A 15,606-nucleotide genomic window follows, 5' to 3' on the forward strand; every position below is an offset into this window, starting at 1 on the left:
GGTTGGGGTATGATTTTTTTAACTACCTTTTTCGAGTAGTTACTTTTAAAAAAATCATACCCCAACCCCGAAAAATCAAACGCTTAAATAAAATTATGTCGTTTGAAAGCCGAATGCACATAACTTCTATTATGTGTAACGTAGAAAATGCACAATCAAAAACAAAAAATAAATTAGGGGATGATGATTATATAGATATTGATAAAACAAGGCAAAACCCTGCTTTTATATTTATATCTAATATGTATTTTTTAGGGGCTTTGGGTTTAATTATTTATGCCGCTTCTGAATACATCTCTTACCTTAGCAGAAGCTAACGCCATAACATAAACAACTATACATATTTTCAATGAGAATATAAAATTTGTATGGAATCTAAATGATAAAAATGCTATTATAGACATTACAAATGTATTTGCATATGCAACAATCATCATTATTTCATAAGGCTCTTTTTTAATTTCGTGGTTTTTTGGTAAAACATATAAGTAGGTAATGTAACTACATGCTGACGCACATGATGATAGTGCAATAGAAATTATTATGCTTTCAATCAAGTCTAACTCATTGTGATTTGTAACATAAAGTAAGCAAAACCAAATGAGGGAATTATAAAGTATAAAAGAGGCAACTTGTTTGCCCATTTTATTTAATATCTGAAATGCGTCCATTCTACAAACATAAACCAATCCACACGCATAACACAGAAGCGTTGGCAATTTATTTTTTGTTTTATTCCTTTTTCCTATTTTCTACTTAACATAATGTTAATTATAGGCAAATAGCTAAATAATTGAATATTAATTTCAAAGAGCAATTATTTTTTCGGTTGAAGCTGCTGCGAATTAAAGGGAAAATCCTTAAATTTATGCTTTAATTCGCAGCAGCTTCAACCGAAACCGCTATTTGCCTATAATTAGACGCTATGTTAAGTAGCATTTTTAAAGGAAGGAATTAAAACAAAAAACCCCGCCACTCTAAATGACAGGGTTTGCATTCAAAATATCCGGCACGAGCTTGATGCACTCTTGCAATACCTTTTCTAACATTTTAAACTTTAAAAGATGAGCCAAAGAAGAACCGACTTCTATCGGTGGCTAAAAGTATTGCTGCCGTTTATTATTCTGTTAACAATTATGATTACAAAGCCCCCGCAAGGGGGTATTTTTATTTTAATTCAATGCGATAGCTACTCAACATAACGCAATACATTATAGGCAAATATAAGTTACCTCGAAACAGGCCGAAAGTCAATGAATTCAATGTGTTTAGACAGATATGCATCGTTGGCCATAATCACATTATGAAACATCTGTAAACAAAAAATCCCGGCTGTTACACCGGGACTTCACTTGTATGCAGAGGGATAATTTTAGGATTTTACAAACTTGAAACTTTGTGTTTGATTGTTAATTTGTGTCGTCAATAAATACATTCCGGGTGGTAACATTTCGATATCAATTTGTAATAAGTTATCCAGTTCGAAGGTTGTATTTAAGCTTTCAATTGACTTACCGGTGATGTCGCTTATTGTATACATTACCGATGTTCCTGAGGCACCGTTTAAAACAACCATCAGTTCATTATTGGCAGGAACCGGATAAACAAATTCATTGAATTGAGTTTCAGCCTGAGTAGATTTTACCGTAAGCCAATCGCCATAAATTACCTGCTCATTATTGAAATGAGATACAATACGATAATAAACAGGGTCTGAAGCTGTATAATCATCAAACCATTCATACATGGATTGTTCAGCTGCATTTACAGCGGGAATTGCTGCTATCACTTTGGAATCGAGTTTGTTGGTACTGCGTTCTACCGTAAAATCGGCACCTTCAAAAGCAGCATCGTTGAGCCAGTAAATACGATTAGCATTGTCATTACGCTCTACATCACCATCTCCATCCAAAGGATTAACTACGTTAAAATAGTAGGTAAGCAGCTTGCCTTTAAATTTCACTTTAAACGTCCAGATACCGGTGTTTCCAGCAGGTAATACAAAAGACCAATACCAATAGCTCGCCATATACGATAGCGGAAAAGTATAATTCCATTGCGTCCACAAACTGCCGTCAGGTTTGTAAATCTGGTAAAAAGCGTGTTGTCCGGCCAGGGTTTCAGTGAAATAGCTGAAAAAGTAAACCAGACTGCCTGGGTAATACGTATCACAAATATTGGTGATATCCATATTCGGGCAGGCCATAAATGTTGGTGGTGCGCAATGGGTATAGACTGCATTTATTTTAGAATTATAATAAGGTGTAGGATCTTTCCACCAGTTGGTTCCACCTAAAGCGTTGCAGGGACCGGCATTTGGGTCGATGAGGTTGCCGGCTGCATCATACACTTCAAAATGTAAATGCGGACCGGTTGACTGGCCAGAACTGGCAACAACACCTAAATATTCGCCTTTATTCACCCAGGCACCAACCGGTTTTGCAGTCAGCGAGCTATTTTTCATGTGTCCGTACCAGGTTACAGAGCCATCGTTATGCTGGAGATAAACTGCATTCCAGTCGCCACCACCAAATCCGCAATTCATATCGAAATTGCCATCTTGTTTAAATGTAATCCAACCGCCTTGAGCAGCTACAACCTGAGCGTAATTTCCGGCAACCAGATTCCAGCTAAATGGCCAAATGGCAATATCCTGACCCTGGTGATTATAACCGGGAATATCATAAGTTCTGGATCCGCAAGCATAGTCCAAAACCGCACCCGCAGCGGGGTTTTCGTCCACAAAATTGCTGTTCCAGTAAAAGGCATTCCAGTTGTAAACGAAATCACCAACCGACAGTTTTAAAGGATAACGGAAACCTTCACCGGGAACAATTCCGGCCACCGGCGCTTCAGGAATGATTCCGAGCGCTTTTAATTTGGCGGTGTTTTTATGAATCTGGTCCCAGATTGCCGTGCGCTGCATTTCCGTTAATTCATCGTGAATTCCGCCATCATTAAATCCGTCGTATCCGTCAGGAGGGAGCTCCTCTCCCATTTCCAGACTTACTTCCATTTGCGCTGCTTCGTCAGTCTGAGCAGCTTCAAACATGGTCTGGGCTTTAGTTTGCAGTATTCCAACTGCAATTGCAACAAACAGTAAAAATCGTTTTTTCATAAGTTTAAGGTTTAAATCGGCCTCTCAGCCAATGGTGAATGAATGCAGCAAAAAAACGGTGGATTTTAGCTCCGGAAAAACCATTTTTAGGTAGTTTAAGGAGGTTTGAGGCAGCTCTTTCATAGATATTTGTATTCAGATAAAGCTTTTACCGAATATTAAATTTTAATCTACCCTAAAATATGCAATCTTTTATAATTTATAAATACTTGTATTTCAATGTAATATAATACATTATCTACACTAATAAATGGTTGCATTGTGTTTTGCCATTTTTCAGGTTAATCATTGGACTCCGACAACGAAATTGGGATACTAATCGTCTAAGGTGTATGGCTCAAACCATTAAAGCGGATTCCACATTCCAGTTGGTTAAATCTTTAACCCGGAATGAAAAACGGTATTTCAAACTGTATTCCGGCATTACAAAAGGCAGTAAAAATTATATGCGGATTTTTGACCTGATGGAGCGGCAAAAGGAATATGATGAAGCGTTGCTAAAACGTAAACTTTCAGGTGCTGCTTTTGCTGAGCAACTCACCTATGAAAAGTATTATTTGCGCAAGATGATACTAAAGGCTTTGCGCGCATATCACGCTGCTAACGATAACCGGTTCGGTAACACCATCAGCGATTTAGAAATACTCACTGAAAAAGCAATCCCGGAATTATTTCTTCCCATGGTAAAAAAGGCTAAACTGGAAGCTTTATCAAAAGATACACTTGCCGAGTATATTTTATTGAGTAGATATGAATTGCGTTTTGCCGGAAATATGCAAATGACAGACTGGTTTATCAGCCATATGGATGATGGATTTACAGCTGAAATGCAGTTAATCGATAATTACAAACACGCATTGTTTATCCTCGCCAAATACAATGAACTGAATTTAATTGAAGCCAAGTATCGATTTACTGATAAACGAGCATTTCAGGAACGTATCCGGAAAATTACGGATGATGTCTTGTTTGAAGGATTATTGGATAAATTACCACTAAAGGCACAAATTACGTATTTCAACTTTTTCAGTCAATATTATGCTGTGCAATATCGGTTTGAGGAATCTTATGCTGTAACGCGTGAACAGATGACATTTATCGAATCAAAACAGCTTACGCCAAAACAAATCGGCTTATTTAATTATCCGGTTATGATTATGCGCAATATTGAATCTTCACGCAGACTTGAAAAATATGATGAGTCGTTAACCTGGTGTGTTAAATTGTTAGAAGTAATTAATGGAACGGAATATCATCAGGCCAAAGCCCTAAAAGACCAGTTTATGGTAGTATATCTGGATGCAATGATGAATAACTATAGTTTAGCTGCTGAATATCATAAATGCCTTCAGTTTTATGATGACCATCTCGAAGCCTTTAAACAACTTGATTCAATAGGGGGTGTAAATCTTCAAATTGCCATTCACTTTTATAAAGCGTGTAGTTATTTTGGATTGAAGGAATATCGTTTGGTTTTAGATGAATTGTATTTATTATTTGCATTAGAAAAAGCCACACCATTTGCCTATCAGATTTATCCGGCCCGTGTAATTTATTTGCTTACGCATTTAGAGTTGGGGGATATTACTTATTGTGTAAATTATTTACGTTCCTTTAAACGCTATTTCGATAAAATTCAAACCGATCATAACACGATAAATTTCATCACTAAACTGGTAAAAACCTATATCAAAATCAGTTACAGTAAAAAGTTATTCGCAAAAAAATATCCTGACTGGATAGCGCAGATTGCACAAATCAGTCAGGATAATTTTGAAAAAGAATTTTTATTAAATTGTCAGCTCGAAAAATGGCTGCATCAAAAATATCATAATGTTTCGCCTAACCATTTATAAAATTCACGTTGCCAGGCCAATGCATTCTGACATTTTAATACCCAGTGGTTTTCATCAGGAAGATATACAAACCGCGATTTAATACCACGCAGTTGTGCAGCTTGAAATGCTTGAAACGCCTGATCTTCGGTTGTACGATAATCTTTACCACCCTGATAAATTAAAATTGGTGTATTCCATTTATCTACATAATTCATTGGATTAAATGTAGAATATGATTTATCCTGTTCACCGGAAGTCCAGTAAGGGCCGCCCATATCCCAATTTGCAAACCACATTTCATCTGTAGTTCCGTAAAATGATTTCAAGTTAAATAATCCGTCGTGTGCTATAAATGTTTTAAAACGGCCATTATGTGTTCCGGCCATCATATATACGCTATATCCGCCATAACTTGCGCCAACTGCTCCACATCTGTTTGCATCAACATAAGGTAAAGTTTTAGCATAATCAATTGCACTGTAATAATCATTAATTGCCTGACCGCCCCAGTCGCCACTAATTTGTTCATTCCATTCAGTTCCATGTCCCGGCATACCGCGACGATTTGGTGCAACAACAATATAACCTTGTGATGCCATTAACTGGAAATTCCATCTAAACGAATAAAATTGTGTAAGTGCACTTTGCGGTCCGCCCTGACAATATAACAAGGTTGGATATTTTTTATTTGGATCAAAATTCGGTGGATAAATAAACCAAACCAGCATATCTTTTCCATCAGTTGTTTTTACCATTTTTCGTTCTGTTTTACACATACCGATTTGGTCGTATTTAGCCTGATTGGTTGTTGTGATTGCAGTAATATCACCTTTAGCAATATCCACTTTAAAAATTTCTGCTGCATGATTCATGTCGGTGCGGGTAACAATTAATAATCCGTTTGACTCACCAACAACACCGGTAATATCAAAATCACCGCTGGTAATCTGACGAATTGGATTACGTTTTTTTCCACCTTCATCCACTTTCATCATACTATTTGTAACATCAAGTTCAAATAGTTGTAAGGTACCGTTTATTGCACTAGTGAAATAAATATATTTACCATCATTACTCCAGCGAATTGATTCAACCGATTCGTCATAAGATGCAGTTACATCAATTTTCAGATCAGATTTTCTATCCAAAATAAAAATGCGGTTTTTATCTGCTTCATATCCATCGCGTTCCATACTCAACCAGGCAACTTTGCTACCGTCAGGTGAAATGTTCGGACTCATATCATAGCCTTGCATACCTTCAGTAATATTTTTTGTTTTTCCTGTTTCAATATCGTATACAAAAATGTCGGTATTTGTACTTGTTGTATAGGCAGTACCTGTTTTTTGTTTAGTAACATATATAATATGTTTACTATCCGGATGCCAAACCATATCTTCAATTCCGCCAAAAGGCATTTGCGGGCAATCATATAATTGACCGGCCATAATATCTTTTTCGTTTATAATTTTTCCTGATTCCATGGTTGCAATAAACAGGTGGCTATATGCACCATCTTCCCATGTATCCCAGTGACGATAATTTAAATCGTTGTACACTTTAACCGATGCATTTGGCAGGTCTTTATACATATCGCTGGAAGCAATTTTTTGCAACTGCACATCTTTAGAAAATAAGATATGTTTACCATCGGGTGAAAAGCGGATATTGCTGATTCCACCATCATAATCGGTAAACTGAATCGGATTTGAGCCATCCCATTCAGCCTGCCAAACCTGGCCTTTATATAAATAGCCCATTTTGCCATTGGGCAATGTAAATACGCCTGACTCACCACCTTTAGTTTTAGTGATTTGCATCGGCGATTTGCCTGTAAAATCAACACTGAACAAGTCGCGTTCACTTGTACCTGTTGCAATATCGTAATTGGTAACCCCGTAAATAACTTTTGCGCCATCAGGAGTAAGGGTTTCTGCTCCTACCCTGCTGAGGCTCCAAAGTAATTCAGGCGTTAAGGGTTGTTGCGCCTGCACTGTGTAACCACAAACTGCCAACAGCATTGCGAAAAAACTTTTTCTCATGTAATTGTATTTTACGCGAAGATAACCTGCTCCGGCGAATTTTAGCGGAAATAGCCTGTTACATATTGTTAAAACACGAAATTAATCAGTGGTTTATAATGTAGCCCCAGCTGCAGGGCGAGTGTAAAAATGGCAAGACAAACATAAAGCCATTTTCTTACGAATATTTTCACATTTTTACGATTCCAATGTATACCCACGGATTCAAGTAAACTGGCATAAAACGTCATGTTTTCATCTTCCGATAAATCGTGTTTTACGTTCATGAGGCAGCGGTTAAATACCAAAAATTGCAGTAATACAATCGCATAAGCGGTTATCATTAAATACCATGGAAATATAAACGGGCCGACCCATGCAGTTAGTGTAATGATAAAATGTAATACAAACCAGATATAAGACGGTAATGATCTTGGGGCAGATGAATTTTCCATATTAGCTAATAAGTAACACCATTATTGTTGATTTCCGATTAAAATTAGGATTTTTAATTTACTTTGCAACAGATGCACTACTTCGAACATTTAAATCAGGATGCCAAATTAGCAACGTTGATTTCCGGACATGCGGGATTTAATCTCTCCCCAAAAAAAGACATTTGTTTCTATTTATGTAATTCGATTATGAGTCAGCAACTCAGTGTAAAAGTTGCCGATGTTTTTCATAAACGATTTTTAGCATTGTATGGAAATAAAAAACCATCTGCCCAACAAATTGTTGACACACCATTTGAAACCTTGCGCAATATCGGATTGTCGAATGCTAAAGCAAACTACATTAAAAACGTTGCTGAATTTGAACTGGCGTTTGGCATGAATGTTAAAAAATTAAATAAAATGAGCGATGATGAGATAATTGATTATCTCACCCAAATAAAAGGTGTCGGCCGTTGGACAGTTGAAATGTTATTGATGTTTGCTTTAGGTCGTGAAGATGTATTTCCTGCTGATGATTTAGGCATTCAACAAGCAATGCAAAAAGTGTATGGAATAAAAAATAGCGATAAAAAGCTGATGCTAAAAAAAATGAAAAAAATAGCTGCAAACTGGGCACCTTACAGAACGTATGCGTGTTTGCATTTATGGCATCATAAAGACAGTAAATAAAACTGCCGGTGGTTGTCCGGCAGCTTATTCAAAACCCATGAAAATCACGGTTTATTTTATTCCGGATTTTGCTGCTAAACTAGTTAGCTGATAATTACTTTAAAGTGATATCTGTTTATATAGTAACTGATAAATATTCTAATTCACAACATCTATAAAAAATAAAAAAGCCGCAATAATATTTATTGCAGCTTTAAAATGATTTGATAAAATTTATAAGGTTGCTTTATCCGATTTCGCTGTGCTTGAACATTTTGAAGGTGGACAGTCTGAAGTTGCCGGGCAATTTGCAGACGCTTCCTGAGTTGCATTTGTTTTGCTGTAAGGACAGGTTGCTGCTTTTTCAGTGCTGCAATCTGCAGGTGCACAATGTTCAGGGTTTGTTGCAGTTGTTGAAACCTGCTCAACAGGAACAGTATTTACTTTTGCATTACTATTATTGCTGAACGACATGGCAAATAAACCTACCATTAAACCGGTAAGCACTACAAATGAACCAATCAGAATTTTCTTTTTCATGTTTCGTTATTTTGATTAAAGATACGGTTTTTATCAATAACGCTAAACACCTGTAATAAATTTTAATAACAGGTTTAGTTTAAAAGGCGTCCGATTAGCAAATTCAGCACGATTTATGGAGATTTGCAGTATAATAAACAGTGATATGATTAAAAAGACCATACTTACCGTTGTTACCGGATTGCTTGCTACGACTATGTTTGCGCAGCAATCGGAGGGTGACAACCTTTACGGAGTAACCACAATTGGCAGCTCCGAAACTGCAGGTGCAGGTGTTAAAGATGAAGATTTCAAGTGGATGATAGACCAGTTTGCCGATATTGGCGTATTGCGTTATCAGATTCCGGGATGGGAAAAGCTTACTTTGAACCAAAAATTGCTGGTATACTATCTTTCTCAAGCCGGTTACGCAGGTCGTGACATTATTTGGGACCAGAATTACCGCTACAATCTGGAAATTCGTCACGCTTTGGAAAACATTGTAAAAAATTACCAGGGCGACAAATCAGGAGCTGACTGGAATAATTTTATGGAGTACACCAAACGTGTGTGGTTCAGTAATGGTATTCACCATCATTATTCATCTGATAAAATAATGCCGGAATTTTCAATAGAATATTTCAATACTTTATTAACTGCAACAAAAACTAAACTGGATGAAACAATAGTTAAAATTATGTTTGATCCGAACGTTGATAATAAAAAAGTAAATCTTGACCCAACAGGTGATTTATTATTAACCTCAGCAACAAATTTTTATGCACCGGATGTTTCACAATTGGAAGCAGAAGCATTTTATGCTAAAATGATTGACCCTAAAGATTTAACTGCAATATCACACGGTTTAAACAGTAAGTTGGTGAAAACACCGGCAGGTTTAGAAGAACGTGTATATAAAGTTGGCGGGCAGTACAACGATGCTATTGTTGAAATTGTTGGTTGGTTGAAAAAAGCATTACCTGTTTGTGAAAACGACTTACAGGCTTATGCATTAAAATTATTAATTGAATATTATGAAACGGGTGATTTAAGAAAATGGGATGAATATAATATTGCCTGGGTAAATGCAACACAAGGTGATATTGATTATATCAATTCATTTATTGAAACATATAATGATCCTTTAGGTTACAGAGGTACATTTGAATCGATAGTTGAAATAAAAGATTTTGATGCATCTGAACGCATGAGTGTAATGGCAAAGCACGCTCAATATTTTGAGGATAACTCACCGATAATGGATGCGCACAAAAAGAAAAATGTTGTTGGTATATCTTATAAAGTTGTGAATGCAGCATCTGAAGCAGGCGATGCTTCTCCGGCAACACCAATAGGTGTTAATTTACCAAATGCTGATTGGATAAGAGATTCAATTGGTTCAAAAAGTGTGAGCTTGGGTAATATTGTTTATGCTTATGAAAATGCTGGCAGTTCAGGTATTTTAGATGAGTTTTGTTATTCTGCGGCAGAAAAAGAACGTGCTATGAAATACGGTGCGCTTGCAGGAAAAATGCATACTGCAATGCACGAAGTAATTGGTCACGCCAGCGGGCAAATTAATGACGGTGTTGGTTCAACAAAAGAAACTTTAAAAAATTATGCCAGTGCTTTGGAAGAAGCCCGCGCCGATTTAGTTGGATTATATTACATCATGGATCCTAAATTAATTGAGTGGGGATTAATTCCGAATTTAGATGTTGCGAAAGCACAATACGACGGTTATATCCGCAATGGTTTATTAACTCAGTTAAGAAGAATTGAACCGGGTAAAACTGTTGAAGAATCACATATGCGCAACCGACAAATGATTGCTGCATGGGCTTTTGAACGTGGTAAAGCAAACAATGTAATTGAACGCAAATTCGAAAACGGCAAAACTTATTTTGTTATTAATGATTATGAAGCGTTGAGAAAAATATTCGGTGAATTATTGCGGGAAGTACAACGAATTAAAAGTGAAGGTGACTATGAAGCAGGTAAAGCATTAATTGAAGGTTATGGTGTGCAGGTTGATGAAGAAATGCACAAGGAAGTATTAAGACGCACTTCGAATTTAAATATTCCACCTTATTTTGGATTTGTAAATCCGCTTTTAACTTTAGTAAAAGATGCTGAAGGAACCATAACAGATGTAACAGTAAGTTATCCTGATAATTTCGTGCAACAAATGTTGTATTACGGTGAAACTTATGATTTTCTGGTTCCCGGAAAACAATAACATTCGATAAATCATTTTAAAGCCTGTTTTTGTAATGAAAACAGGCTTTTTTGTTGTTAAAATTCAGGATTGGTGACTAATGTCATATTTATAAACGATGACCTGTAATAGGTTTGCAGTATAAAAAATAAGAAATATGATATATAAACGTAACGCTTCAGATTTTATGACCCCGAATGTGATTGTTGCCGGAGAAAACAATTCGTTTGATCAGGTAATGACCTTTTTTACCACGCATAAAATTCAACACTTGCCGGTGGCAGAAAATAATAAAATAATAGGCATCATCAGTATCAAAGATATGCTGTCATTTATGGCTACCCAATTAAAGGAAAATCCGAGTGTTGATAATGCTATGCTAAACACCAATTTTACGGTTAAGTCGGTAATGACTGCAAACCCGGTAACGGTTGAACCGGAATCATCACAAAAAGAAATCCTTGAAATACTTGCTGCCGGTAAGTTTCAGGCAGTTCCTGTGGTTAGAAACGGTGAGATAAAGGGTATCATAACCAATAAGGATATTACCCGCATTTACCATTATGATGCTACCCACTTAATCTGATAGCAAAAAAGGGGTCTCCCCTTGTCAAAAAAATGTAAAAAAATTTCTCTAAAAATTGGGAAAATTCAAAAAGGCAGTTATATTTGTACTGTTTTTAAGGGATAAACAAGCAGCAAGCGACCCGAAAGGGTCAATTGCTGTTTTTCTTTTATAGCTATTCCCACTCCTATTTTTCCAATTTAACTTTATTGTTTGTAACAGCTAAAAGCCACGCCATTCCTGCGATTGCGGCTAGTGACGATGCGATAAGTACAGCAAGCTTAGAGCTGGCAATCAGTGTTTCATCGGTATACGCCAGCATGCTGATAAAAATGCTCATGGTGAACCCAATTCCACCCAAAATAGCGGCACCCGTTATCAACTTCCAATTTACCCCTTCCGGCAGTTTTACCCATTTGAAATATACAGCTACCGCAGAGCAAAAAATAATGCCAATCGGCTTTCCCAATACCAATCCTACAATGATTCCAAGAGAATGATTTTCAGTGATATGTGACAATAAACCGGGATTAATAACTATAGCGGTGTTTGCAAGTGCGAACAATGGCAAAATAAAATAAGCAACAGGTTTATGTAAAAAATGCTGCATTTTATAGGAGGGCGATGATGATGAACCATCTCTGAAAGGAATGGCAAAAGCCAATAATACACCGGATAACGTTGCATGAATACCACTTTGCAGCATACAATACCACATGATTAATCCAAGTATAATATATGGCGGGAGTTTTTTTACATTTTTTTTGTTGAGTATTAATAACACACAATAAATCACACCCACCAGTAAAAGATAATTCCAGTTAAGTGATTCCGTATAAAAAATGGCAATTACGATAATTGCACCAAGGTCATCGATAATTGCTAATGCGGTTAAAAATATTTTTAAACCAAGGGGAATACGTTTTCCTAAAAGTGATAACATTCCCAATGCAAACGCAATATCAGTTGCCATAGGAATTCCAAATCCGGATTGATCGGGTTCATAAATATTTACAGCTATGTATAAAAACGCAGGAACCAACATCCCTCCTGCTGCGGCAACAACAGGCAACAACGCTTTACCGGGTGATTTTAATTCACCAACATATATTTCGCGTTCTATTTCTAATCCAACCAATAAAAAAAATACGGTCATTAATAAATCGTTTATCCAATGCGATAAACTCATATTGGCAATTTCATAATGCCAGAAATGTTCGTATGATTTTCCGATTGCGCTATTCGTAAGCAGTAAAGAAATAATTGCGCAAGCTAATAATATCAACCCACCGGCACTTTCACTCTTAAAAAAATCACTGAATAATTTTGAAATTCGCATTCACTAAAATACAAAAAATATTCAGAAATAAAATACGGTAGTAAATTAATTGTGTTAGCAGATGTTAAAATTTTTTATAATCTGCAATATTAATTACATGATTACAATAACTATATTCGCGTTCCATGTTAGAACCGGTAATAATAATTTTATTTGCTTTTGCAGATTCCACTAATTGTAAATACCAGTCTACACCGGCTTGATCGAGATTTGTAGTTGGCTCATCCAGAATTACAATTTTATTGTTACTCATTATTGTGGTTAATAATTTAACCCGTTGTTTCATGCCGGATGAAAACGATTTTATTGCTTTATTTTTTTGTTTTTCTAAACCGGATAATTGTAATAATGCTTGTGTTGTATGTTGATGTATAGGTTGTTTGAAAGCAAAATGGAATTCCAGTAATTCCATCAAAGTAAATTCATCAATCAGGTCGATATAAGGAGCGGTAAATGTGATTTCGCGATAAATATTTTCTACAGGAATTATGGTGTTATCTTCATAAACAATTGTACCTTGAGAAGGAGAAAGTTGACCGGATAACACTTTTAGTAAAGTAGATTTTCCTGAACCATTCGGACCTGTTAATGCGTAGGCATTGCCTGATTCAAATGTATATTGCATATCACGAAATATCCATTCGTAATTAAATCTCTTGGATAAATTGGATACAATTATTTTCATTCGTTAATATGGCGGAAGCCTTTCATAACACCCTCTTTCGAGTTGCGGATAAAGGTAACAATCATATCGCGTTCGGCAGATGCAGGAACTTCTGCTTCAATAATATATAATGCCTTAGTTACATTGTATCCTCTTACAAAAAGCAAACGATAAATATCCTGAATATGCTGAATGGATTCTGCACTAAAACCTCTTCTTCTTAAACCAACAGAATTTACACCAACATAACTTAATGGTTCACGACCTGCTTTTACGAAAGGCGGAACATCTTTACGCACTAATGAACCACCTGCAATAAATGCATGTGCTCCAATTTTAATAAATTGCTGAACGGCAACCAATCCTTCTAAAATAGCCCAATCACCAACTTCAATATGACCTGCAAGGTTAACTGAGTTTGCAAGAATTACATTATTACCAATAATACAATCGTGTGCAACGTGCGAATACGCCATTAATAAACAATTGCTGCCAACAACAGTTCTGAATGCGTATTTTGTTCCGCGGTTAATGGTAACACATTCACGAATTGTTGTATTATCACCAATAACCACTTCAGTATCTTCACCTTTATATTTTAAATCCTGAGGCACCGCAGAAATAACAGCGCCGGGAAAAATTCGGCAATTTTTTCCGATGCGCGCACCGGGCATGATATTTACGTTTGGTCCTATCCAGGTACCTTCACCGATAACTACATTTTTTGAAATTGAAGCAAATGGTTCAATAACCACATTGTCGGCTATTTGAGCTTGGGGATGTACGTAGGCTAATGGTTGATTCATTGATTTATATGACGCTTTACAACTTGTGCAGTTAATTCACCTTCAGTTACAATATTATTGCCGACATAAGCAGTAGCTTTCATTTCGCAAATACCGCGGCGTATCGGATTAATTAATTCCATTTTTAATAATAAACTATCGCCTGGTAATACCTTGCGTTTAAATTTAACTTTATCTATTTTAAGGAAATAAGTATCATAATTTTCAGGATCAGGCACTTTGCTCAACACGAATATTCCACCGGTTTGAGCTAAAGCCTCAACTTGTAAAACACCGGGAAATACAGGATTGTTCGGAAAATGTCCCTGAAAAAATGATTCGTTGAAGGTGATATTTTTAACGCCTACAATATGATTTTCTCCCATCTCAATAATTTTATCCACCAATAAAAACGGATAACGGTGCGGGAGCATTTTTGAAATTTTATTGATATCGTATAACGGTTCTGCTTTTAAATCATAAACCGGTACGTCTACTACATTTTTGCGTTGTTTGTAATAAGCTTTTATTTTTTTTGCAAATTCAACGTTACTTGGGTGGCCGGGGCGACTGGCAATTATTTTACCTCTGATTGGTTTACCTGCCAATGCAAGATCACCAACAACATCTAATAATTTATGTCGCGCGGGTTCGTTGTTCCAGTGTAATTCGAGATTATTGAGAATACCTTCCTTTTTTACGCTAACAGAATCTTTGTTGAACATACGTTTCAACTTTTCCATTTCTTCGGAGGTAACTTCTTTATCTACAATTACAATTGCATTATTTAAATCGCCACCTTTAATCAAATTGTTTTCATACAACATTTCAAGTTCATGTAAAAAACAAAATGTACGACTATTGGCAATTTGACCTGAGAATTCAGAAATATGATCCAGTGTAGCATGTTGTTTACCAAGTACTTTTGAATCAAAATCGATCATAACCGTAACCTGATAATCATCAGAAGGCATAACCGTTATTTCAGTTTTACGCAGTGGGTCTTTGAAGGTAATATTTTCGTTTATAACAATATATTCTCGTTCAGCATCTTGCATTTCCATTCCAACGCTCGATAAAGCGCGAATAAATTCTTTTGAAGAGCCGTCCATGATTGGTGTTTCTGGGCCATTGAGGTCAATCATCACATTGTCGATTCCCAAACCAACCAATGCGGCTAAAGTATGTTCAATTGTTGAAACGCTGGCGTTATTTTTAGTTATGGTGGTACCTCTTCCGGTATCAGTTACCAAATCGGCATCTGCTTCAATTACCGGCTGGCCTTCCAAATCAATTCTTCTAAATTTATAACCATGATTTGCCGATGCCGGATGAAACGTCATATCCACCTGAGTTCCGGTATGTAAACCAACACCGGAAACGGTTATGGAACTTTTTATGGTATGCTGATATTCTTTATTCATTTTTTTAGT

General features: G+C 36.3%; 13 protein-coding genes. 5 read left to right on the forward strand and 8 right to left on the reverse strand.

What is annotated here, in order from left to right:
- Positions 1 to 131: 131 nt before the first annotated feature.
- Positions 132 to 317, forward strand: coding sequence for a hypothetical protein (locus tag IPI65_18540; GenBank protein MBK7443425.1), 186 nt, complete (start codon positions 132 to 134; stop codon positions 315 to 317).
- A gap of 1,055 nt (positions 318 to 1,372) precedes the next feature.
- On the opposite strand, the gene IPI65_18545 is transcribed toward IPI65_18540, so the two are convergent.
- A complete protein-coding gene (locus IPI65_18545; GenBank protein MBK7443426.1) occupies positions 1,373 to 3,118 on the reverse strand; it encodes a peptidoglycan DD-metalloendopeptidase family protein in 1,746 nt (581 codons plus the stop codon).
- 332 nt (positions 3,119 to 3,450) lie between these two features.
- On the opposite strand from IPI65_18545, the gene IPI65_18550 reads away from it, so the two are divergent.
- A complete protein-coding gene (locus tag IPI65_18550) occupies positions 3,451 to 4,974 on the forward strand; it encodes a hypothetical protein (GenBank protein ID MBK7443427.1) in 1,524 nt (507 codons plus the stop codon).
- Here the strand turns inward: IPI65_18550 and IPI65_18555 are convergent.
- Together IPI65_18555 and IPI65_18560 are read right to left on the reverse strand one after the other, a co-directional pair.
- Entirely contained in the window at positions 4,947 to 6,998 is a 2,052-nt protein-coding gene (locus tag IPI65_18555; GenBank protein ID MBK7443428.1) for a S9 family peptidase, read from the reverse strand. The two genes, IPI65_18550 and IPI65_18555, sit on opposite strands and share 28 nt — an antisense overlap.
- A 68-nt stretch (positions 6,999 to 7,066) precedes the next feature.
- On the reverse strand, positions 7,067 to 7,432 hold the full coding sequence (locus IPI65_18560) for a hypothetical protein (protein ID MBK7443429.1): 366 nt from the start codon (positions 7,430 to 7,432) through the stop codon (positions 7,067 to 7,069).
- 72 nt (positions 7,433 to 7,504) lie between these two features.
- Here IPI65_18560 and IPI65_18565 point away from each other — a divergent pair, with 72 nt between their 5' ends.
- A complete protein-coding gene (locus IPI65_18565) occupies positions 7,505 to 8,104 on the forward strand; it encodes a DNA-3-methyladenine glycosylase 2 family protein (GenBank protein ID MBK7443430.1) in 600 nt (199 codons plus the stop codon).
- 213 nt (positions 8,105 to 8,317) lie between these two features.
- Here the strand turns inward: IPI65_18565 and IPI65_18570 are convergent, their stop codons facing one another.
- Positions 8,318 to 8,623 (reverse strand): hypothetical protein, encoded by a 306-nt coding sequence (locus IPI65_18570; GenBank protein MBK7443431.1) that lies wholly within the window; start codon positions 8,621 to 8,623, stop codon positions 8,318 to 8,320.
- A gap of 196 nt (positions 8,624 to 8,819) precedes the next feature.
- Between IPI65_18570 and IPI65_18575 the strand changes: the two genes are divergently transcribed.
- Both IPI65_18575 and IPI65_18580 read left to right on the forward strand, forming a co-directional pair.
- Entirely contained in the window at positions 8,820 to 10,841 is a 2,022-nt protein-coding gene (locus IPI65_18575) for a dihydrofolate reductase (GenBank protein ID MBK7443432.1), read from the forward strand.
- Positions 10,842 to 10,977: 136 nt separating this feature from the next.
- Positions 10,978 to 11,406: a CBS domain-containing protein gene (locus IPI65_18580; protein ID MBK7443433.1), complete on the forward strand. Its 429-nt coding sequence runs from the start codon at positions 10,978 to 10,980 to the stop codon at positions 11,404 to 11,406.
- A gap of 166 nt (positions 11,407 to 11,572) precedes the next feature.
- Here the strand turns inward: IPI65_18580 and nhaA are convergent, their stop codons facing one another.
- From nhaA to IPI65_18600, 4 genes are all read right to left on the reverse strand, one after another.
- Complete coding sequence (nhaA, locus tag IPI65_18585; GenBank protein ID MBK7443434.1) at positions 11,573 to 12,724, reverse strand: Na+/H+ antiporter NhaA; 1,152 nt, start codon at positions 12,722 to 12,724, stop codon at positions 11,573 to 11,575.
- Between the two features lie 64 nt (positions 12,725 to 12,788).
- Positions 12,789 to 13,409 (reverse strand): ABC transporter ATP-binding protein, encoded by a 621-nt coding sequence (locus tag IPI65_18590; GenBank protein MBK7443435.1) that lies wholly within the window; start codon positions 13,407 to 13,409, stop codon positions 12,789 to 12,791.
- Positions 13,406 to 14,194, reverse strand: coding sequence for an acyl-ACP--UDP-N-acetylglucosamine O-acyltransferase (lpxA, locus tag IPI65_18595; GenBank protein ID MBK7443436.1), 789 nt, complete (start codon positions 14,192 to 14,194; stop codon positions 13,406 to 13,408). The genes IPI65_18590 and lpxA overlap by 4 nt, the downstream gene beginning before the upstream one ends.
- Positions 14,191 to 15,597, reverse strand: coding sequence for a bifunctional UDP-3-O-[3-hydroxymyristoyl] N-acetylglucosamine deacetylase/3-hydroxyacyl-ACP dehydratase (locus IPI65_18600; protein ID MBK7443437.1), 1,407 nt, complete (start codon positions 15,595 to 15,597; stop codon positions 14,191 to 14,193). Before IPI65_18600 ends, lpxA begins: the two co-directional genes overlap by 4 nt.
- Positions 15,598 to 15,606 lie beyond the last annotated feature (9 nt).

This window comes from Bacteroidota bacterium (genome assembly GCA_016706255.1).
Classification (GTDB): Bacteria; Bacteroidota; Bacteroidia; order Chitinophagales; family BACL12; genus UBA7236.

Excerpts from the sequence above, each read along its gene's own strand:
- IPI65_18540 (MBK7443425.1), top strand. The coding sequence starts at position 132 with ATGTGTAACGTAGAAAATGCACAATCAAAAACAAAAAATAAATTAGGG.
- IPI65_18580 (MBK7443433.1), top strand. The coding sequence starts at position 10,978 with ATGATATATAAACGTAACGCTTCAGATTTTATGACCCCGAATGTGATT.
- nhaA (MBK7443434.1), bottom strand. The coding sequence starts at position 12,724 with ATGCGAATTTCAAAATTATTCAGTGATTTTTTTAAGAGTGAAAGTGCC.
- IPI65_18560 (MBK7443429.1), bottom strand. The coding sequence starts at position 7,432 with ATGGAAAATTCATCTGCCCCAAGATCATTACCGTCTTATATCTGGTTT.
- IPI65_18570 (MBK7443431.1), bottom strand. The coding sequence starts at position 8,623 with ATGAAAAAGAAAATTCTGATTGGTTCATTTGTAGTGCTTACCGGTTTA.
- IPI65_18550 (MBK7443427.1), top strand. The coding sequence starts at position 3,451 with ATGGCTCAAACCATTAAAGCGGATTCCACATTCCAGTTGGTTAAATCT.
- IPI65_18600 (MBK7443437.1), bottom strand. The coding sequence starts at position 15,597 with ATGAATAAAGAATATCAGCATACCATAAAAAGTTCCATAACCGTTTCC.
- IPI65_18555 (MBK7443428.1), bottom strand. The coding sequence starts at position 6,998 with ATGAGAAAAAGTTTTTTCGCAATGCTGTTGGCAGTTTGTGGTTACACA.
- lpxA (MBK7443436.1), bottom strand. The coding sequence starts at position 14,194 with ATGAATCAACCATTAGCCTACGTACATCCCCAAGCTCAAATAGCCGAC.
- IPI65_18565 (MBK7443430.1), top strand. The coding sequence starts at position 7,505 with ATGCACTACTTCGAACATTTAAATCAGGATGCCAAATTAGCAACGTTG.
- IPI65_18545 (MBK7443426.1), bottom strand. The coding sequence starts at position 3,118 with ATGAAAAAACGATTTTTACTGTTTGTTGCAATTGCAGTTGGAATACTG.
- IPI65_18575 (MBK7443432.1), top strand. The coding sequence starts at position 8,820 with ATGTTTGCGCAGCAATCGGAGGGTGACAACCTTTACGGAGTAACCACA.
- IPI65_18590 (MBK7443435.1), bottom strand. The coding sequence starts at position 13,409 with ATGAAAATAATTGTATCCAATTTATCCAAGAGATTTAATTACGAATGG.